Raw genomic sequence first — 18,546 nt, forward strand, 5'->3', positions numbered from 1 at the left:
CGCATGAAATCAAGAGATCGCAAAATCCGTCGCATCGCCGCCGTCCAGGCGAAGATGCACCGCCTTGCGGAATGGGAGCTGATCGAGTGCCGTGCGAAGGAGCATGAACTGCAGGAGCGGCAGCGTCGGATCATCGAGGGTTTCAACGACGGGAACGGAGTGCCTCCGTTGGCGGCGCAAAATGCGGGCCAGAATCTGAGGACGGCGAGCGTCGAACAGGGAGTGCTTGCCAAGGCGAAGGAGCGTCTCGCCTCGCAGGCCATGACCGAGGCGCGCAAGCTGAAGCAGGTGCTCCGGATGGCCGGCACGGTCGCGCGACAAGCATTTCGGGAGCAGGAGCGGCGCGTCCTCGAGGAAGTAACTGAAACAGCGGCAAAACGGCCGGCCGAGAGAATGCAGGCCAACGAAACGAATTCGGATCGCTAGAGCATGATCCGGAAAAGTGGAAACCGGTTTTCCGAAAAGATCATGCTCAAACAAGGAGATGAGATCATGATCCGATTCCCTCTAATCGGATCATGATCTAGTGAGGCACAGCATGACGGTCACCCCCGTACCGGATCTTATCTTGGATGTGATGGAGGCCGCAGATCCGGTCTCCCAGCGCGCGGCCGCTGGCAAGCTTGAGCGCGCCTCATCGGCAGGCGGCGAAGACTTCGCTGCGGCGATGGACCGGAAGATCGAGGCAGGCGCGCTTGAACGAACCGTAGCGTCTGCGCAAGGCACGGGCGCTGCGCGCGGCGGTGCGATCGACGGCAGCGGGCACGCCACGATCATCAGGAAGGCAGATACCGATCGCGCCGTGTATCGAAAGTTCGAAGCGTTCGTCCTGCAAACGTTCGTCGAGTCAATGCTGCCGCAGAACGCAAGCGAGGTTTTCGGCAAGGGAACCGCCGGCACGATCTGGCGGTCGATGCTGGCTGAGCAGATCGGCAATGAGATGGCCAAGGGTGACGGAATCGGAATTGCCAAGCAGCTCGCGAAAGCGCGCTCCGTTGCCAATTCCGCGACTGGTAAGGGCTAATTTGCAGCAAGATGAGCGCAACGATGAATCAGAATAACGAGCAGCAACAAACGCTTGAAATCCTCGAGGCGCAGGCGACGACTGTTTCCGAGGGAGGCGGTTTGCCGGCGCTGTCACAACAAGCCTTGCCCGAGCTAACGGATGCGCAGGATATCGCGGCTCAATGGCTCGGAACCAACTCCAACGCGTTGAATGCGATCGAGCGGCTCACGGCAACCATTGACGAAGAAACGGACAAGCTTGAGAGCCGGACGCAAGTTGATTTCGATTCCTTTAGTCAGCGCAAGAATCGTGGCCTGCTCGAGCTGACAAGGGCGATGCGTGTGACACAGGGAATCGAGTTCGACCCGCGGGTGGTTGCGCACCTGACGCGCCTGCGGGCAGGCCTTGTAAGAAATCAAGCCGCACTACAAATGCACCTCGACGCCGTTCGCGAGGTCTCGGCGATTATCGCGAGGTCGATCCAGGAAGTTGAATCGGATGGCACATACTCATTGATGGGGCAGGGTGGATGCAAATAGTCAGGCTGCTCGTGGCAGGAGTCTGGGCCTGCATCGTCACCGTCGGTGCAAGCTTGGCTCTGTCTTATTGGAAGGAAGGACATGCCGCGCCTGCGGCCAAGCAGGAATACGCGGGCGGCCTCCTCTACGAGAAGACCAGGGTAATCAACGTGCCGATGATCGCGGAAGGCAGCGTCCAAGGCTACATCGTTGCACAGTTCGTCTTCACGGCCGATGCTACAGTGCTTCGTCAGTTGCCGGTGCCGCCTGAAGCCTTTGTTGTGGACGAGGCATTTCGGAAAATCTATTCCGACGAGAATCTCGACTTCAAGAACCTCGCTCGATTCGATCTCGCCCACTTTGCACGTACCGTCAGAGAGCACGTCAACAAGCGCCTTCAGGCTGAGGTCTTGCAGGACGTGCTCGTCCAGGATTTCAATTATGTTTCGAAGGATCAAATTCGCCGTTAGACCGCCTTCTCAAGTCGTCGAGCCGGTATCCCATATAGCGTTTTGACTCGATCGGATCGTAGCCGAGATGGTTGCGGAGCTTCTTGCGAAGCTTGCTCACGTGCCCCTCGATTACGTTTTCGTCGAAGCTCGAGTCGAAAAGACCGTAGGTCGCATTGAAGAGCTGGGTCTTTGTAAGCCACTTTCCCTGGTGCGCGACCAGATGCTCGAGAATGCGCAGCTCGCGACGCGGCAGGGCCAGCGTTCTGCCGCCGATTTCCGGATCCCGGCCGTCAAGAAAAACGTGGATCAGGCTCGTTGGCGTTTCGGCTGATTGACCGCCGGTTCGTCGTCGGATGACGGCCGTGCGAACGAGTATCTCGCGAACATGGATCGGAATATGAACAACGTCGTCGACGCCGGCTTCGAACAACTCGATCGTATCCCGGAGCTGCTTCAGGTTGTTCAGGGCGATGATCGGTGCGTGAGACTTGTTGCGGATGCTCTTGGGAATGCTCGTTCGATCCGAGCAGTCCCCCAGGATAAACGCCCCGATTGCCATTACGTCATTGCCGACGGCGGATTGCAGCCATTCGCGAAAATCTTTCGATGAGAAGCCGATCGAAACGACGCCTTCGCGATCGAATCCAGCCGCATAGCCCCGTGTAACGGTCTCCCGATCATCGATGACGATGAACATGTGGATGCCCCTGTTTGCCCTAGATAGTTGTTGTGGAGTCGAGCAGGCGTGCTCGCTCCGCTTGGTTACGCAACACAACAGGTACTGACACGATACAAATTACTGAGACCGAAACACGCGCGTCTGGTTCGCTCGAAAGCTTGATCAGATGCGGGTGGTGCCGCCATTTGAGGCGATGAGGAAAGTTGCCGTGGTGATGCTGTTCGGCAGTCTTTTGGGATTCCTCAGCACTGTTCGTGCAGTGGCAGTCTGGTCTCGATACAACCGATCGAAATTGCGGCGAGAAGCGAACAGCGTCTTGTTGTTGAAGGTCACATCAAGAATGAACATCAGCTCGCGCACTGTCGAATCGGATCACGTCCATTACGTCGAAGTGGAGTATGATCGTCAAGCAATTGAACTAGGCATTTACTGCGAGACAACTCATCAGCGAGTAGATGTTGCTTTATTGAAACGCTTACTCAACCAATCTGCTCGGAATACTTGGCAATGTGCTCCTCTAAGTTGAGACAAAGGGAGAGAATTCTTCTGCCGACCGCAGCGCCACGAGTGGCGATCATCGTCATGAAACCGTCGCGGAACATATCCGTGTTTCGATGAGATCATTTTCCGCGCGCGTGAGTCAGATTCTTCGTCGGTTGGGCAACTGTGACGTTGTCGAATAGCTGCGAAGGCACTCCACAATCATCAGCCCAATCGCGGCCGCGGAGTTGAAGTGGCCTCGCTGGCACGAGATCGTCATGCGGCGACAAGAGACCGTCGCTTGATGGGATGGCAATCGGCCGAAGCGCGGCCTTGTCGTGGTGAACGCTCGACTACGGTGAGTGGCAAAACGTCGCACATGCTGGAGATTCGATAGATGGACTGCTGTTCGTCGCGCGTTGCACGAACAGGCGTATGTCTGACGATCGACATGCAGATAGTGCGTCGCACGGCACGGTCACGGCGCGAGCGGAACCTGCGGAAAGTTGGAGCATGTCGTACCTGCATTGCAACGCTATGCACGCTAGCGGTCATTCGGTGATGCACGCTAGCGTGCATATCGCGCGAATTGACTGCGTCATACGATCGGTCGTGCAGCAGCCACATCAACGCGCGGAAGGAACGACGCCCTTGCTGGTCCATACTTGCCAGCCGCCGTTCTCGTTTTTGATTTCCTCGATGCGACCCAGGTTCGGCACATCCTGGCCCCGAGCAACCTCGATCACACCTGCTGGTCCTTCAATTATGGCGACGCCCTCATAAGCGCGCCGCACGCGCCAGCCCTGGATGATCTCTCGCCGCGCACTGGTTGGCCGCGGCTGCGGCTGAATGGTGCCAGTGATTTCGGGGGATGAGGCTGCCGCCACGGTTCGCGCAATCGGCGGCTTTGCTTCGGCCATGCGCTCGACTCTGGTGGCCGATATCGACTGATCTCTTTCGACGCGCTCGACGCTTTGGACCAGGCGGCCAAATCGGTCGCTCGAGGCTCGGTTTGCGGTGTCGAATGCCGCGCGGTTCGCCGCGACGTCACTTGATAGCGTTGCAACGTTGCGCCGCAGTTGCGACATCGCCTCACGGAGGTTGCGAAGCTCGGTATCGGATGCGGTGTTGATGGCAATGGGCCGCAAGACCAGGAAGGCGACGCCGCCTATGGAGATGAAAGAGGAGATCGCGACGATCACTGCGAGGGTGACGAACGGCGCCATCCATGTCCGCGGCTGCGGCTTCTTGACGACGAGTGTGGCGGCCGGGATGGGCGTACGCGCCTTGGGCCTGACAGGCTCTGGCCGCGGCATTGTGCGGGTGCGCTTCATGGTGGCGAGCGCCTCCTGGGCGAGCAGCTCGTCAACGGTAGCTGCGGCCACGCGAGGGGCGGCGGCTTTCGCCTTGTTGCCGGGGCGCGTCTGCGATGCGCCGCCCTTGCCGTCATCGGTGGCGGTTGGCTGCGGGGCAGTCGGCGTCGCTGGGGCTGCGGTCTCGTTGGTTGCTGGTTCGGCCATGGTTTTGTCGGCGGACAGGCAAATCCTGATTTGCTGGATAGCAAGCGAACCTTGCGTGAAACCTACGATCCCTCGGGCCAGCGGGACGTGATGTTGGTGTTAGCAGCGGATCTTCCGCGATCGCAGCAGTCCGTCAGGTGCGCATCCGGAATGCAGCCTCCATATTGCCGGGAGCTGCGGCTGTTCAACGTTGCTTGCCCAAGAGCGCGATAGACAGGAGCGTGTCTTGACTGATGCCTGCGCCTGCCCCTTGCAGGATGGCGAGCGCTGGTGACGTGGCCTGGCTGCTGTTGTTCTTCACGTCGTACATCGCAGTAAACCGCTTTAACAGCGCTGCAACTTTCTCCGGATCGGCGAGATCCTTCAGGTTGAGGTGTTTTTCTACGATCTTTGCTTGCTGATCGACGTCCATGCTTCCCATCTCGTCGGGCAGATTGTAGGTGGTTCGAAACACCTGCGCGAGAGCCTGGTCAGCAAGGATATCGTATGCGGACGTGATCTGTGCGGACTTTCGTTCGAAATACAGCGCCAGGCGAACACCCGCATTCGCCTCTCCCTGCTGCGCTTCCAACGTTTGCTGGAGGTAGCTGTTCTGCGTTTCCAGGAGCTGGTCTCGCCGCTGCGGTCCTATTGTCTCTATCCGGGCGACGTTGCCTTCCTTGTCGAAATTGAACGATGCCGCGATCTCGGCAAAGCGGGAGTCGCTGGCGGTGTTTGCGAAGCTCTTGGGATCGTTCAGATCGGAATTGAAGATCTTCTTGAGATAGTCGTTGGTTACCTTCGCGGGATCCAGGCCGTTTGCGACGAGAACGATATCGACCAATTTCCTGTCCGAGAGCAGCTCGGAAACGCTCTCGATGCCTGCGATCGTGGTCTGGTAATACTTGGCGTCCTTCTCAGCCTTTTGTCGAAGGCTGTCCTTCTCCGCGGCGCTTGCAAATCGCGTTTTTGCAACGATGTAGTCCTTGACGATCTGCGTGACTTCAACCGAGTTCTGCGCCAGCAGGGGCGTTGTCAGGTTGCCCTTGCCGTCAAAGTTGAAAGCATGCGCGAGCTGTAGGTATCGGTCGTCTCCGAGGGTATAGGCATAGCTTGTCGGGTCGCTCAGATCGCTGGTGAGCACAGCCTTGATCGTGACCGGCGAGACTTTTTCCGGGTCGAGGCCAGCCGCCTTGAGTGCGAAGTTATAGACGTTCGGCGTCGACATGAACTGTTCAACTGACTTTATCTTAGAAATATTGGCCCTGAACTGCGTGATCGCGAGGGTTTCATTTTCTTCCTCCGCGTCGAGATATTCTGCCCCCTTGGTGAGAACGAACTTGTCGTTGGTGCTGGTCCGGTTCGCGTCGGTCTGAGCGGATTTGCCGGAAGCAAGCGTTCCATCTGCCGAAAACTCGAACGCGCCGGCGAGATCGAAATAGTGGCCGATCGTGGAGAGAGAGTTTTGGTAGCTCGATATGTCTGCCTTGCTTTGCGCCAACCGGTTTGTTTCGGTCGTAATCTTCGCTCTCAAGCCTGTCACATCGGCGCCAGGTTGCGATAGCTGCGCCATGTACTGCGCAATTTTCGAATTGGCATCGGTGGCAACCGCCTGGGCTTGACCGAGGCTGGCATTGATCGCATCCTTCTGGGGACCCAAAACGGTGTTAACATAACTGTTTGGATCGGATGGATCGCTGCTCAAGACCTTCCGTATCGTGTCACGCGACCAGTTGCTGTCATCGATCTCGAACGCCTCAAACACATATGTGCGAAGGCGGTCGTCGTTCAGCAGATCATCGACGTTTTTGACCCTGCCGATCACGATGTTGTAGTAGCGCGTGTCTTCGTCGATTGCGTCAACCCGCCTCTGGACCGCTGCCGTGTACAAGCCGATCATCTCGTCAGTCTGGTTTGACGATTGCGCAACGGGCGTATCCGAGCCTGTGAAGGAAAATGCCGAAGCAAAATCCCGGAAGCGCTTGTCCGTCAGTTTGTTGGCGAAGCTGTTCGCGTCGAGGAGATTGCTCTCCAGCACCTTTTTCATGAAGGCTTTTGCATAGATCATATCCTCCAGCCCATATGCCTTCATCGCATATTGGTAGAGTCGATCGTTCTTCAGAAACTCGTCGACGGTTTTGACCTTGCCTATGTTGTCTTTGTAATAGGCGGCGCTTCGTGTCACGTCGGGCTGCTGCGCAACTCGCGTCAGCGACTGCTGGAGGTTGCGCACGACGGAATTGTAGCTGGCGTACGTCGACACCATCAAGACATCCTTTTTGGAAAGCTCCCTGATATAATGACCATCTTGCTTGCGTGAAGCTGGCAGGGATGCCGGGACAAGGCGGTCGCGCAGTATCGGCGGCTTCCGCGCCTGGGGATCAAGGTGGCGTCCGGCGAAAGCCGTTGGTGTTCCGCCAAGCCATGTTCCGACACAGACGTCACCGAGAGCAGGGCCGTATCAGTGTTGCGCAGGCTGGTCAGTTGCGCTGGGCCGTCCAATAGCCCGCGCAGCGCGCATTGCCGGAATGACCGCTCCAGGTTCCACGACCTGATGGACCGACGAGCCTGCCGGATCCGGAAGCGTATTTCTCGTGCACGGTCACGGAGGCGCGGACGGCGCCGGATCGCGCCACGCGCCCCCTGAAATTCACCAGATTGGGATGAGTGACGATCCCGTTGATGATGTTGACGGAGAAACTGTATGTCGGATCGCAGGGACCGTATTGCGTGACGAACAGGAGACTCCAGGGGCCGTCATAGGCAGACCGCGCGTCGGCATTGGTAACGAGGAGCGAGCCCATGCCGGCGATTGCGAGTGCGAGCAGAAGCCGTTTCATGACATTATCTCCGAAGGTTGCGCTGGTAACAGCGTGAACATCGTAAATTACGGATCATTGGCGATATCATCCGCAGCGATATCCTGACGGGGACAGATGTAGGCTGGCTTCCACAGGCGGTCCCGTAAAATCCCGTTAGGCCACCTCACTATGGCGTTACAGCGGATAGCAGCGGCCTTGCGGGCCGCATTCTGGTGGCGCCATGGCAGAGAGAATGCGCACCCGCTGAGGGCAAGCCGGAGGATGTTGCTCGGTCAGTCTACTGACGAAAAGCCCGGCTCTCGAACGCAAGACAATTGACCTTGGAATGGAGTTGCCGGCCCCCGCGGATGCGGCGGATGCAGGACAACACTGCTATCTTTTCAATTCTGCCGCGAGGACCGTGCGCCCATATACAGATGCATGGTGAACGGTCGCGCCCTGCATCCGCAGTCAGCAATCGATGACGCTGTGAGGATCTCAGGTTCCCGCGTCCGTGGCAGCATCCGCTTAGAGCCTCGAACCATAGGACATAGCATCATGGATTCCATTTCTCGTCGCCAAATGCTGGCAGCGACCGCTGCCGGGAGCCTCCTCACGACCACCGCTATCGCACAGGCTCAATCCGCAGACGCGGTCCCGCAGCCCCAGCGGCCGGGTCGCGGCGGCACCGATCCCGGTCCGCGAGATCTGACACGGGACCGGCAAAACCCGGATATGCTCGTACCGCCCTCGACCGATCACGGCAGCTTGCCGAACCTGCGCTTCTCGTTTTCCGATGCGCATATGCGGCTGGAGACAGGTGGCTGGACCCGCCAGGTGACCCGGCGCGAACTCGGCGTTGCCACGGCCCTTGCCGGCGTGAACATGCGGCTGAATGCCGGTGGCGTGCGCGAGATGCATTGGCACAAGGCTTCCGAATGGGCCTATATGCTTTACGGCAAAGCCCGCATTACGGCAGTCGATGCCAAAGGGCGTTACTTCATCGATGACGTCAGTACGGGCGACCTCTGGTTCTTTCCTTCCGGAGTTCCGCACTCCATCCAGGGCCTCGGTCCCGACGGTTGCGAGTTTCTCCTCGTCTTCGATGACGGCGATTTCGATGAAGACAACACCTTCATGATCGCCGACTGGCTCAAGCGCACACCGACCGAGGTGCTCGGCAAGAACTTTGGGGTGCCAGCTTCATTGTTCGACCAGACCCCTGAGGAAAGCCAGCGCTACATTTTCCCAGCTCCCTTGCCGGGCCCGCTCTCCTCGGACAACATTCCGGAAGCAACGCCCGTGCCGCAGAGCTTCAGTTCTCGGCTCATGGCGCAGGATCCGATCAAGACCGCGAGCGGGACGGTGCGGATCAGCGATTCCACCGTGTTCCCGATCAACACCACCACGGCCGCAGCACTGGTCGAGGTCAATCCGGGCGGATTGCGCGAGCTGCACTGGCATCCCAACGGCGACGAGTGGCTCTATGTCATCGAGGGGCAAGCACGCATGGGCGTGTTTGCAGGTCAGGGCCAGGCGCGCACCTTCGATCTCCGCGCCGGCGATGTCGGTTACGTGCCGGTCGCGATGGGCCACTATCTTGAGAATACAGGCCCTAGCCCGTTGCGATTCCTCGAAACGTTCAAGAGCCCTTACTTTGTCGACTTCTCCCTGGACACGTGGATGGCATTGACCCCGCCGCCGCTGGTGGATGCGCATCTTAAGCTCGATCGACAAGTGACGGATAAGCTACGCAAGACCAAGGCGCCGGTCGTGCCGGATTAGCCGCGGGTCGGTAGTCGTCGACACGCAGGTCATTGGAGGCATCGGCACACGGTCGCCCCATCGTCCCGCGCTGCGGCCATCTATCGACTACGCCGACGATAGACGGCCGTTCAGGACATGCGATACAGGGATTTCGCATTGTCGCGCAGGCGGAGCGGGAACGGCGGTGCTTCATCTGGTGGAGTAAGGACCTCGATGTAGACGCCGCTGTGTGCACCTGCGGCGTTTCGCAACGCTTGGTCGAGCTCGCCGCAAGTCGTCGCTCGCGCCGTCATCCAGCCGTCGCAACCTAATACCCGCGGCAGCTCGGCATATCGCCAGGATGGGACGTCGTTGTAGGCGATGGCAGGCTCCTTGGCGAGCAGCCGCTCGATGAGATAGCCGCCGTTGTTCAGCACGAAGATCACCGGTTTCAAACCGAGACGAGCAAACTGACTGATTTCCTGCACCGTGAATTGATGAGAACCTTCTCCGGTCACGAGCACCATGCGTCGGTGTGGGGCGGCGGCAGCGGCACCCAGCGCGGCCGGCGTTGCCCAGCCGATCGATCCCCACAGTCCCTGGTTATGGAAGCGCGCTCCCTGCGGCAGCCGCGCGAAAGCCAGCCCCATGGAGGCGGTGCCGGTCTCTGCGACGACGATGTCGTCAGGTCGTATGAACTTGCTCCAGCGTGAATATAGCGCGGCAGCCGTGATAGGATCGTCGCCACCGCCGCTTCCCGCGCCTAGCGAGTCGGCATGGGGCGGGGTGACGACATTGTTGTGCTTGCTCAGGCGCTTCGCAAGGGCGGCGAGCACATCGGCCATCTCGAGGCCGGAATGCGTGCGCCCCTGCAATGTGGTGTGGTGATGACCTATCGAAATAAGCCGCGCCGGATCCAGTTTGGCCGTGAAGGCGCCGGTGTTCAGGTCACTGAACAGCGTGCCGACGGCGAGCACAAGATCGCAGCTCTCGACAAACTGGCGCACGTTCTCGTTCATCAATCGGCCGGCATACATTCCGACATAAGCTGACTGGCTTTCGTCGAGCACGGATTTGTCGAGAAACATGGTGGCGAATGGCAAGCCGGATGCGTCGACAATCGCCTGCATTGTCTGCTGCAGGCCGGTACGCGCCACCAGGAGGCCTGGCAGGATGCACGCCGTCTTGGCCCGATCGATGCCTGACAGGATTGCATTCACAACCTTCTCGAGAAGGACGGGATCGCTTCCAGGAGCAGCAATAGGTTGAGCGCTTCCAAGCACGGGTCGATCGGCGAGATCGGCGGGGAAGGCCACGTAGACAGGTCGGAGGTGATAGAATGCCTCAAACAGAAGGCGTTCGGTCTCATATGCAGCATTCTGCGGCGTGATGACCGAGTGCGCGCAGACCACCGGTTCGCTCATCCGGCGGAACAGATCGAATTCACCGTTGCCCAGCGTATGGTGCAGCACGGAGCGCGCGGCTTGCGCAGACGTGGGCGGCATTCCGACCAGGTGGAAAACGGGGAGATGTTCGGCGTAGGCGCCGGCGATGCCGTTCAGCGCGCTGAGCTCGCCCACGCCATAGGTGGTGCAGACCGCGCCGGCGCCCTTGATCCGCGCATAGCCATCAGCGGCATAGGCGGCGTTGAGCTCGTTGCAGCACCCGATCCAACGCAGACCCGGTTCGCTGTACGTCGCATCGTTGAGCGGAAAGGAGAAGTCGCCCGGAACACCAAAGACGTCGGTGATGCCGACATCGCGCAGCCGTGAAAGGACATGCTGAATAACGGTTCTGGGCATCACGCGGTCTCGTCAACAGTCGCGACAAAATCGAACGGTGAACTCGACCTGTGAGCGGTCTCGAATACCCATCTCGCGCAGGGTTTGATCATCAAGCGCAGCGAGTGCGCGGACCGCTCGCCTGACTTCACGCTCGTTTTCCCACTGCGTCCACAATGAGGGCGTGCTTGAGAGGGAAGTATTGAAAGAAGACCTGTCCACATGAAACTCCACAACCTGCTCGCAGAAGTAAATGTGGTTTTCCTCTGTTACGGCACGATAACCCTGCGCGTAAATCTGGTTACATCGGCAATAATTGACCGTGCCGCGATCACAATTCACTCGGCGTTGAGCTTCCGGGGAAACTGCCGCTGGCAATCGAAGGTCGCCGATAAACTAAAAGAGAATCTGTGCTTGCGCCTGTGACGGCTGCGTGATCGCCGCAACAACCCGATCATCGAAAAGGTGACAGAATGTTCCTGTGGCATCTCTCCAGTGCTTTCAAATCCGAGCAGACGCAAGCGGCCCCTGCCGTTCTGCCATATAGCGGCCTGGCGTTGTGCCGAGCGCCTTCCTGAACATCGTGACGAAACTGCCCGCGCTCTCATAACCGAGATCCATGGCCACTTGCTGAATCGTTGCGCCGCTCGCCAGCCATTGCAGCGCGAGCACGATGTTGAGCTGCTGCCGCCAGCGGCCGAAGGTCATGCCGGTTTGTCGGGCAATCATGCGCGCCAGTGTTCGCTCGCTAAGCCCGGCGCGCTTGGCCCAGATCTCCATCGTCCCCTGGTCCGAAGGATCGGCCATCATCATGTCGACGATCTTGCGCAGCCGGCGATCCGTTGGCATCGGCAGATGCAACTTGCCCACCGGCGCCACCGCGACTTCGTCGAGCAGGAGGGCCACAAGGTGCGTCTCCATGCCACCCTCGGGATAAGCAATCGGGAAACTGGCAGACCGGACCAGAAGCTCCCGCAGGAGCGGCGTGACCGAGATCGTGCAGCAGTTTGCGGGCAGGTTCGGTGCGACGGCGGGATCGATAAACGCATTATAGCCTTCGATCTCGCCTGCCGCCTTGACGCTGTGCGATACGTCGCCCGGAATCCAGATTGCGCTTTGCGGCGGCACGATCCAAAGGCCGCCTTCCAGCTCGCAGGTCAGAACGCCGCGCAATGACAGCAGGAGCTGCGCCTTCCGGTGACTGTGAAAATCGAGCTCAACGCCGGTCGTGACCGTCGTGATGCCGTAGGTGATCACGGCGCGCGCCACCTCATCCGGGTCGACGAAGCCAGTTCGGTCGCTCAGATCGGTAAGGATTGGCATTCCAATCGATTCCAATTTCCGTGGAAGTGCATTGGCAGGAATTCAGAATATAATGTCAGAATTGGCTGATGTTGCCAATCGCGTGAAGGCCTATCCGTCCTAAGCCGTCATTGGCGCAAGCGCTGAACTCTTGGTGGATTTTGGATGAGCAAACAGATCGCCTCTGTCGCCGAACTTGAAGCGATCATCGGCAAGACGCCCCTGCCGATGACGCTCAAGGTGATTGATCATCTTGATGAAGGTGCGTTGCACTGGATCCGGCTTTCGCCGTTCAGCTTTACCGCCTTCGGTGACGCTTCGGGCATCGCGGTGACAATGGCGGGCGGAAAGTGCGGCTTCGCATCGGCCAGCGCGCACGAACTGCGGCTACCCACCGCGTTGCTCGATGATGCGGCACTCGCCCGGCCTGGTGTCGGGTTCGCCTCCCTGTTTCCGCTTCCAGGCATCACCGAGACGTTGCGAGTCAACGGAAGGGTGGCCGAGGTTCGGCACGACGAAATCTGTGTCGCGGTGGAGGAATGCTACGGTCATTGCGGCAAGGCTCTGATCCGCTCGGATTTCTGGACGGCTGCGCCGATCGCCGCGGCGCCATCGGATCTCTCGGCCTTCATCGCCGATTGCCGTTTCCTTGCGCTGGCCACCACGGACGCTCAAGGCCGCGCCGACCTCAGCCCGAAGGGCGATCCTGCCGGCATGATGGCGCATCTTGACGGCTCGCGGCTCTGGTTTGCCGATCGTCCGGGAAACCGTCGCGTCGATAGTTTTCGCAACATCATCGCTCAGCCCCGCGTCGCCGCCGCGCTGCTCATCCCTGGTTCGAGCCATATCGTGAGGTTGTCGGGGACAGCTCACATGACCGACGACGAAGCGATGCGCGCGCAATTCCGGGTGCAGGACAAGACGCCGGCGCTCGCCATAGGGATCGACGATCTCAGCGTCACGATGTCCGAAAGCCCCGCCCTCGTTCGAACGCATCTCTGGCCAATGTCCGGCCGCCCCGCCATCGACCCCGCGAAAGTCTTCACCGAGCACATCAAGCTCAACAAGGCCAGTGGATTGGGAGCCCGGCTTACGAGCGCTGCGTTGTCTGTTCCCGGTGCGACGGGCCTTCTGAAGAAGGGTCTGGAGCACGAATACAAAAATAATCTCTACTAGAGCGTTTTCGAGCGAAGTGGACACCGGTTCGCGTGAAGAAAACGCGTCAAAACAAGAATCTAGAGCGTCGGTTCTGATTCAATCTAGAGCATGATCCGGTCAAAGCAATTGCGAGCACAGTTCTACCTCTTAGGACGATCGGCCCCCGCGCACGGCTTCGACGCCATGCTCACCGGACGGCGGAATTGCAAACGCGAACATCGATAGTTGTACGTCAGGGGAGAATACGAAGGGTGTAGCGCCTATCTTGTTGGCGCCAAGACGGGCGTAGAAATCGACAGAACTTGGGCTCGAGTTGATCAGGATCACATTTCCTGCCATCTTTCTCGAAAGCTCTACTGCGGTAGCAAAAAGTCGTGTGCCAACGCCCCTTCGCGAATAGGCTGGATCGACAAAAATACTATCCAGGAGAGTTAGGCCTCCGATTCCCGTCGGTCTTACAGCCACATAGCCGTGCGAAACGCCGGCTTCGCTCTCGGCCACAAAGACCAGTCCAGCGGCAATAAGCGAAAGGTTGACCTTGAGTGCGGGCATGAAGCGGACGATCGCATCATCGTCGTACCCGTCATTCCTGGTCGCGCGAACTGCGATTTGCGAAAGCTCCTCGGCTTCGTCAACACGTGCAGGCCTAATGAGATTGTTTGTCATGATTGGTCCCTGCTCCAACATCACCCAAATGGCCGCCGCGGATCGAATTTCAAGGAGTGCAGGGGATGCAGCCAATTGCCGGTCCACGCAGCAAAGTCGCTGAGCGGGCATTTTTCAGCTCTGGGTTCAGGAGCCGACTTCGATCGAAGCCGCCGACGCGTTCATTCGGGACCAGCAGGCGACATCCGGAAGGGCGCGGCAAATCTGGCGATGTAGGCTCGTGTCACCGCCGTGACCATGACTATTTCGTCACTACCCGCCGGGTTGGCGTCACGGTGTTGGCCGGCGCCATTGGCGAGATCGAGAACGTCAGCCACGTATTCCAGCCGGCCGGGCGATTCTCCGCGGCAAATTCGCCATATCCCTTTAGGTTCAAATACCCCTGCACGTCGCCGACAGGAAATAGAAAGCCGATCTGAGGACCGACTCCCAATACGCGGGACCGGAAGCCTCCGAGGACGGGGTGCGCGCCGAAATCATCGGTGATCTGCTGATAACCATACCCGACCAAACCAACGAAAAGCTGCTTGGATAGAAACTGAGAGGCACCCCAATCCACGTGGAAGTCGATACCGTTCTGGTACTGCGTATCCTGATTCTTGAAATTGTAGGTGAAGCCCGCGACAGCAGAAAATTCATGCCCCGTCTGCGGATTGAAGTAGGTATAGCCGCCGCCGGCATCAACGGCGGCATGGCCGATGCCGAGATTGGCGAGGCGGGTCGGACTGTACGCCCCAACGGGAATATCTCCCGTCACATAGGCCATGAAATTGTGCACCCCGGCGTTCCACTTGAGAGTTGCCTGCGGGTAAAGATCGCCGACCGATGTGATTGAATCGGCAATACTGCCTGTGCGAGTCATCGCCAGCGGGCCGACTGCTGCCGTCAGCGTTCCGTCAAGATTTGCGCTGGAACGCCCGAACAGACCGATTACGCCGATGGCAAGTTGTCCGCCCAGCACTGGCGTTGCAAACGTGTAGGTGGGATTGAGTAGCACGAGATCGGCCTGCGCATTCAGACGAAGGTTCAGGTCGACGTTCACCGTAGCGGGGATCCTGCCGACCTGGATTTCCCGCGCGGCCGCCGTACGGCCAAAAGCGCTTACGCTGCTGTGATAGTAGACCTCGCCCATCGACCAGCCGGGGACCTGAGGGGTTGCTGCAAGGCTGCCGAAGCGGCCGGGAAGCCAATAAGAAACACCACCTTCGTCGGCGTGGACGGTTGCAGACGGAATGGATGTCATCGCCATTGCCATGGCGATGACTGAGTTTCTGAATCGGAAACGGATTCCGGGCCTTGTCTTGTCGCGCCTGTTGGACTGTCCCTTTTTCCGAAGATCAAGAAGCCACATATCACACCCCCGCCCTTTATGCGTATCGCGCAACGATCTTTGCTGCCCGCGTGATTTTTTTGGCGGTACAGCGCAAAGCCGGAACACTTCGGCTCAGGCCGGCCCACTCGGGGCCGGCCTGAGTTCAAGTTCTCAAGCCCCGACCTTCCTGGCGGCAGGAACCGTCCATGTGCCGTTGATGATGGAGGGGTCCGTTTCCTCAGGCCAGTACATGCGCAGCATGAGTATGAAATCTCCCTCAGGGGCGGGAAGCCAGTTTGACTCCTTGTCTTTGCCCGGGGAGTCCTTTTGAATGTAGAGCTCGACCGAGCCGTCCGCGTTTTCCTTCAGGTCTTCACGAGCGCTGATCGAGTAGCGGTTGATCGGATTCTTCACGAAGAAGTAGCTGCTATCGTACATCGTGAGCGACCAGAATCCCTCCACGGGAGGCAGGTGGCCTTTGGGAAACCGCATGACGTACTTGTTCGCACCGTTGTACTTCTGATCATTCGCATCCTTTTGCGAAACCGGGTACACCGCATCCTGCGGACGATTGGCGCCGAGTCCGATCGCGGTCACCAGGGCTCGCATCGGATAGTCGGTGCCGTAGATGCCGGTTTTTGTTGTGAAGGCAAAGCCATTCTCATCCCTGATGGCTTTGTTGATCTTGAACTGAAGCATGATCCTGTCGAACGAGACCTCCGGTAAGCGCTTCAGGAAGTCCGCCTTGAGCTTGCTCTCATCAAAATCCTGTCCGGGGACGATTCCGATTCGGGCAAATTTGGCGAGCTGAGGCGCGTCTGCTTCTGATGGCGGATTGGTCTTCATAAGCTCGCACAGCAGCTTGAAATACGACGCCGCGTCCATGCGATTGACCTGCTCGCGGACCGCGGTCTTCATGTCGATCGACGGATCGACTTTTCCCGCAGGTGGCGTGTACGGCTTGCCGTAAGCACTGAGCGGTACGAGTTTGCACTCATCCTGCAGCTTGTGGACGGCGGCGTAATCCTCCGGCGTGCCGGTGCAATAGATGCGGCCAAGCAGCCACACGATATTGGTGGGCGATTTGTACTCCTTCACGCCGGCTGGCAGCGTGCCCTTCCACCCGGGTCCGGTGATCGCGTAAGTCTGCGCCCCGGTGCCGGTGGTGCGCTTCCCTGGGACTTGAAACACCGTCGTCCAGCCGTCCAGCATCGGCATCAGGAAATAGCGCCCCTTCATGTCCGGGATGCCGAGGACCCACGGTTCTTTCCCGACGTCGAAGAAGGAGGTTGTGTAGAGAGTGTCCGCGTTCGGCGCGGTGACATCCCTGAACGAAGCGTCCGGATATTGGCGCAGCTTGATGATATGGCCCATCGGTCCCCGCGTTCCGACGGGTTCAGCAACATTGGTGATGACCCGGCGAGTCATCTCCATCGTCACCAACGGATAGCCGAAAATGTAGGCGTCGCTCGCGAGCCAGAAATCCTCCAAGCCTTGACCCACTCCGAGGAAAGAATCCTGGGCAAGGACTGATCGTGTTGCGGCCGCTCCTGCCAGCAGCCCCATTCCACCAAACGCAAGGGATCGACGGGTGATGTTCATCGTTTATCTCCTTCTTGAAACAAATACAAAGGACGGCTGATGACTTCAGATGTGGCTCTCATGCCATGAGGCTGACAGCGACTGACCAAATGACGAGGCGGTCGGGATGAATTGCGCGGGCGGCAGCTACGATGCCGCCAGTCAGCGCAGCTCAATAGCAAGGCGGATAAGGATAGTATCCGCACCGGGGCGCGTAGTACGGATAGGCCGCGGCTCCGGCCACAGCGGCCGCTCCCGCAAAGGCCGCGCCTCGGTAGAAAGCACCGCGCCAGGCCGTTCGGCGGGCGACGCCCGCAAAGGACAGCGGAGTGAAGGGGCGGCCGATGATGTCGATAAAAACCGATGCCGGTCCATCAGCTCCCACAAGATCGCCTTCGAGAATATCGACATCGAAAGTCAGCTTGTCGTCCTCAAGCTTGGGCGATTTCAGCACGACAACGGCGTCGATCACCGACGATCCGTCTTTCTTGAAACCGGAAACCGTAGCGTTCGGTGGATCTTTGGCGAAGTTGTCGCTGCCGTTGCCCCAATCCTCAACAATTCGCGTCGTGAGATCGTGACCGGCGGCCCGAACAGGTCGATCGGCAAACACGATGGCGTTCGGCGAAATTCCCGTCAGCACAAGCTTGCCGTCCTTCAAGCTCGCACCGCGCGAATTGAGGACGAAGAGGGACGGCACGACTTCCGGCTTTGCCTGGCCTATGGATTTCTCAAGCGGAATATGCGGCTTGCGTTCGGGTGCCGTTTGAGCAGAAAGTTCTTGGGGGCAGACCAGCAATCCGCCGGCGCAAAATGCGAATAGAGCAGCACGAAGTGTCATGGTTATTCTCTCCGTTGAAAGAGGGATTGTTTCTTTTCGGCCGGCTCCTATGGCTTTCAAAAATCGTCCGGCGCATCTTCTTCTGCGCCTTCAAAAAAGTGGCTCCCCAGCAGCCGGGCAATCGGCAAGCAGCTTGGCTAAGCATTTCGCGCCAATTCAGATCGCGAGTCTTGCCATTTCGCGCCAATCGTCCGGATCAGTTCAGCGGTCAGTCGCGCAAGTTCTTCTGCGAAGGCGTGCCCGCTCCTGCTTACGGGCAAGTTGCTGCTGTCTGTAAACAACGGGTTGAACTTTCATCAAACGCACGAAAGTGCGGCTGAAGCTGCTTGCATTCGTATAGCCGAGGAATTTTGCGATATCGGACAGGCGCTTGCTTGAGTCCACAAGCAAGCGGCAAGCGATACTCAAGCGAACTTCCGCAAGCATTGCGCTGTGGCTTGTGCCCATGCGACCGAGATGGCGCTGCAAGGTGCGCGTGCTGATTTTGCAGGCGCGAGCTGTGCTATCGAGAGTTGCGTCACCGTGTCGCAGTGACGCGATTATGGCCGCTCGGACCGCCTGAGATGAAGGCAAACGGACAGCTCTCATCGGTTTGTGTGAGGCGTGAAGCCCATGTTCCCTCAAGAGAAAAACCGATGCTTCGAGCTTACACGCATTTTCAGGACCAATCTGGCCATCAGCCGCCAAAATTTTTCGTCAAATGGAAATATTCGAGCGCCTTGCG

At 58.8% G+C, this 18,546-nt stretch carries 19 protein-coding genes; 7 read left to right on the forward strand and 12 right to left on the reverse strand.

The genetic code is table 11. The annotated features are described in order from the left end of the window. Positions 1–3: 3 nt before the first annotated feature. The 4 genes from OZ411_RS18835 (at position 4) to OZ411_RS18850 (ending at position 1,994) form a co-directional block, all read left to right on the forward strand. Positions 4–426, forward strand: coding sequence for a hypothetical protein (locus OZ411_RS18835; protein WP_282529145.1), 423 nt, complete (start codon positions 4–6; stop codon positions 424–426). Between the two features lie 112 nt (positions 427–538). Further along, entirely contained in the window at positions 539–1,024 is a 486-nt protein-coding gene (locus tag OZ411_RS18840) for a rod-binding protein (protein WP_130577342.1), read from the forward strand. Positions 1,025–1,047: 23 nt separating this feature from the next. Beyond that, positions 1,048–1,545, forward strand: coding sequence for a hypothetical protein (locus OZ411_RS18845; protein WP_245475691.1), 498 nt, complete (start codon positions 1,048–1,050; stop codon positions 1,543–1,545). Continuing rightward, complete coding sequence (locus tag OZ411_RS18850; protein ID WP_130577341.1) at positions 1,536–1,994, forward strand: hypothetical protein; 459 nt, start codon at positions 1,536–1,538, stop codon at positions 1,992–1,994. Before OZ411_RS18845 ends, OZ411_RS18850 begins: the two co-directional genes overlap by 10 nt. On the opposite strand, the gene OZ411_RS18855 is transcribed toward OZ411_RS18850, so the two are convergent. The 5 genes from OZ411_RS18855 to OZ411_RS18875 all read right to left on the reverse strand — a co-directional run bounded on the left by OZ411_RS18855 (position 1,960) and on the right by OZ411_RS18875 (position 7,474). Then, positions 1,960–2,673, reverse strand: a complete 714-nt coding sequence (locus OZ411_RS18855; RefSeq protein ID WP_130577340.1) for a response regulator transcription factor — start codon at positions 2,671–2,673, stop codon at positions 1,960–1,962. The genes OZ411_RS18850 and OZ411_RS18855 overlap by 35 nt on opposite strands. 144 nt (positions 2,674–2,817) lie before the next feature. After that, positions 2,818–3,015 (reverse strand): hypothetical protein, encoded by a 198-nt coding sequence (locus OZ411_RS18860; protein ID WP_282529146.1) that lies wholly within the window; start codon positions 3,013–3,015, stop codon positions 2,818–2,820. A 746-nt stretch (positions 3,016–3,761) separates the two neighbouring features. Further along, complete coding sequence (locus OZ411_RS18865; RefSeq protein ID WP_282529147.1) at positions 3,762–4,655, reverse strand: hypothetical protein; 894 nt, start codon at positions 4,653–4,655, stop codon at positions 3,762–3,764. 184 nt (positions 4,656–4,839) lie between these two features. Further along, a complete protein-coding gene (locus OZ411_RS18870; protein WP_282529148.1) occupies positions 4,840–6,900 on the reverse strand; it encodes a DUF1217 domain-containing protein in 2,061 nt (686 codons plus the stop codon). Between the two features lie 214 nt (positions 6,901–7,114). Continuing rightward, positions 7,115–7,474 (reverse strand): hypothetical protein, encoded by a 360-nt coding sequence (locus OZ411_RS18875; RefSeq protein ID WP_245475660.1) that lies wholly within the window; start codon positions 7,472–7,474, stop codon positions 7,115–7,117. Positions 7,475–7,993: 519 nt separating this feature from the next. Between OZ411_RS18875 and OZ411_RS18880 the strand changes: the two genes are divergently transcribed. Continuing rightward, positions 7,994–9,220 carry a cupin domain-containing protein gene (locus OZ411_RS18880; protein WP_130577163.1) on the forward strand — a complete coding sequence of 409 codons (1,227 nt, stop codon included), beginning with the start codon at positions 7,994–7,996 and terminating at the stop codon, positions 9,218–9,220. A 110-nt stretch (positions 9,221–9,330) separates the two neighbouring features. On the opposite strand, the gene OZ411_RS18885 is transcribed toward OZ411_RS18880, so the two are convergent. Continuing rightward, positions 9,331–10,983, reverse strand: a complete 1,653-nt coding sequence (locus OZ411_RS18885) for a thiamine pyrophosphate-binding protein (protein ID WP_282529149.1) — start codon at positions 10,981–10,983, stop codon at positions 9,331–9,333. 201 nt (positions 10,984–11,184) lie between these two features. Between OZ411_RS18885 and OZ411_RS18890 the strand changes: the two genes are divergently transcribed. Beyond that, on the forward strand, positions 11,185–11,388 hold the full coding sequence (locus OZ411_RS18890; protein ID WP_282529150.1) for a hypothetical protein: 204 nt from the start codon (positions 11,185–11,187) through the stop codon (positions 11,386–11,388). Positions 11,389–11,463: 75 nt separating this feature from the next. Here OZ411_RS18890 and OZ411_RS18895 read toward each other — a convergent pair whose 3' ends face one another. After that, complete coding sequence (locus tag OZ411_RS18895; protein WP_282529151.1) at positions 11,464–12,285, reverse strand: helix-turn-helix transcriptional regulator; 822 nt, start codon at positions 12,283–12,285, stop codon at positions 11,464–11,466. Positions 12,286–12,429: 144 nt separating this feature from the next. Here OZ411_RS18895 and OZ411_RS18900 point away from each other — a divergent pair, with 144 nt between their 5' ends. Continuing rightward, entirely contained in the window at positions 12,430–13,440 is a 1,011-nt protein-coding gene (locus OZ411_RS18900; RefSeq protein WP_130577165.1) for a pyridoxamine 5'-phosphate oxidase family protein, read from the forward strand. Between the two features lie 129 nt (positions 13,441–13,569). On the opposite strand, the gene OZ411_RS18905 is transcribed toward OZ411_RS18900, so the two are convergent. The 5 genes from OZ411_RS18905 to OZ411_RS18925 form a co-directional block, all read right to left on the reverse strand. After that, complete coding sequence (locus OZ411_RS18905; protein ID WP_282529152.1) at positions 13,570–14,088, reverse strand: GNAT family N-acetyltransferase; 519 nt, start codon at positions 14,086–14,088, stop codon at positions 13,570–13,572. Positions 14,089–14,329: 241 nt separating this feature from the next. Continuing rightward, positions 14,330–15,343 carry a transporter gene (locus OZ411_RS18910; RefSeq protein ID WP_282529182.1) on the reverse strand — a complete coding sequence of 338 codons (1,014 nt, stop codon included), beginning with the start codon at positions 15,341–15,343 and terminating at the stop codon, positions 14,330–14,332. 228 nt (positions 15,344–15,571) lie between these two features. Then, complete coding sequence (locus OZ411_RS18915; RefSeq protein WP_282529153.1) at positions 15,572–17,002, reverse strand: DUF1254 domain-containing protein; 1,431 nt, start codon at positions 17,000–17,002, stop codon at positions 15,572–15,574. A gap of 151 nt (positions 17,003–17,153) precedes the next feature. Further along, positions 17,154–17,882: a hypothetical protein gene (locus OZ411_RS18920; RefSeq protein WP_282529154.1), complete on the reverse strand. Its 729-nt coding sequence runs from the start codon at positions 17,880–17,882 to the stop codon at positions 17,154–17,156. Positions 17,883–18,023: 141 nt separating this feature from the next. Next, entirely contained in the window at positions 18,024–18,410 is a 387-nt protein-coding gene (locus OZ411_RS18925) for an AraC family transcriptional regulator (protein ID WP_282529183.1), read from the reverse strand. Positions 18,411–18,546: the final 136 nt, after the last annotated feature.

The organism is Bradyrhizobium sp. Arg237L, assembly GCF_029990105.1.
In the GTDB taxonomy this organism is placed as follows: domain Bacteria; phylum Pseudomonadota; class Alphaproteobacteria; order Rhizobiales; family Xanthobacteraceae; genus Bradyrhizobium.

What these genes read in the sequence shown, in the direction of transcription:
- OZ411_RS18835 (WP_282529145.1), top strand. Translation starts at nt 4, where the DNA reads ATGAAATCAAGAGATCGCAAAATCCGTCGCATCGCCGCCGTCCAGGCG.
- OZ411_RS18840 (WP_130577342.1), top strand. Translation starts at nt 539, where the DNA reads ATGACGGTCACCCCCGTACCGGATCTTATCTTGGATGTGATGGAGGCC.
- OZ411_RS18845 (WP_245475691.1), top strand. Translation starts at nt 1,048, where the DNA reads ATGAATCAGAATAACGAGCAGCAACAAACGCTTGAAATCCTCGAGGCG.
- OZ411_RS18850 (WP_130577341.1), top strand. Translation starts at nt 1,536, where the DNA reads ATGCAAATAGTCAGGCTGCTCGTGGCAGGAGTCTGGGCCTGCATCGTC.
- OZ411_RS18855 (WP_130577340.1), bottom strand. Translation starts at nt 2,673, where the DNA reads ATGTTCATCGTCATCGATGATCGGGAGACCGTTACACGGGGCTATGCG.
- OZ411_RS18865 (WP_282529147.1), bottom strand. Translation starts at nt 4,655, where the DNA reads ATGGCCGAACCAGCAACCAACGAGACCGCAGCCCCAGCGACGCCGACT.
- OZ411_RS18870 (WP_282529148.1), bottom strand. Translation starts at nt 6,900, where the DNA reads ATGGTGTCGACGTACGCCAGCTACAATTCCGTCGTGCGCAACCTCCAG.
- OZ411_RS18875 (WP_245475660.1), bottom strand. Translation starts at nt 7,474, where the DNA reads ATGAAACGGCTTCTGCTCGCACTCGCAATCGCCGGCATGGGCTCGCTC.
- OZ411_RS18880 (WP_130577163.1), top strand. Translation starts at nt 7,994, where the DNA reads ATGGATTCCATTTCTCGTCGCCAAATGCTGGCAGCGACCGCTGCCGGG.
- OZ411_RS18885 (WP_282529149.1), bottom strand. Translation starts at nt 10,983, where the DNA reads ATGCCCAGAACCGTTATTCAGCATGTCCTTTCACGGCTGCGCGATGTC.
- OZ411_RS18890 (WP_282529150.1), top strand. Translation starts at nt 11,185, where the DNA reads ATGAAACTCCACAACCTGCTCGCAGAAGTAAATGTGGTTTTCCTCTGT.
- OZ411_RS18895 (WP_282529151.1), bottom strand. Translation starts at nt 12,285, where the DNA reads ATGCCAATCCTTACCGATCTGAGCGACCGAACTGGCTTCGTCGACCCG.
- OZ411_RS18900 (WP_130577165.1), top strand. Translation starts at nt 12,430, where the DNA reads ATGAGCAAACAGATCGCCTCTGTCGCCGAACTTGAAGCGATCATCGGC.
- OZ411_RS18905 (WP_282529152.1), bottom strand. Translation starts at nt 14,088, where the DNA reads ATGACAAACAATCTCATTAGGCCTGCACGTGTTGACGAAGCCGAGGAG.
- OZ411_RS18910 (WP_282529182.1), bottom strand. Translation starts at nt 15,343, where the DNA reads ATGGCAATGGCGATGACATCCATTCCGTCTGCAACCGTCCACGCCGAC.
- OZ411_RS18915 (WP_282529153.1), bottom strand. Translation starts at nt 17,002, where the DNA reads ATGAACATCACCCGTCGATCCCTTGCGTTTGGTGGAATGGGGCTGCTG.
- OZ411_RS18925 (WP_282529183.1), bottom strand. Translation starts at nt 18,410, where the DNA reads ATGAGAGCTGTCCGTTTGCCTTCATCTCAGGCGGTCCGAGCGGCCATA.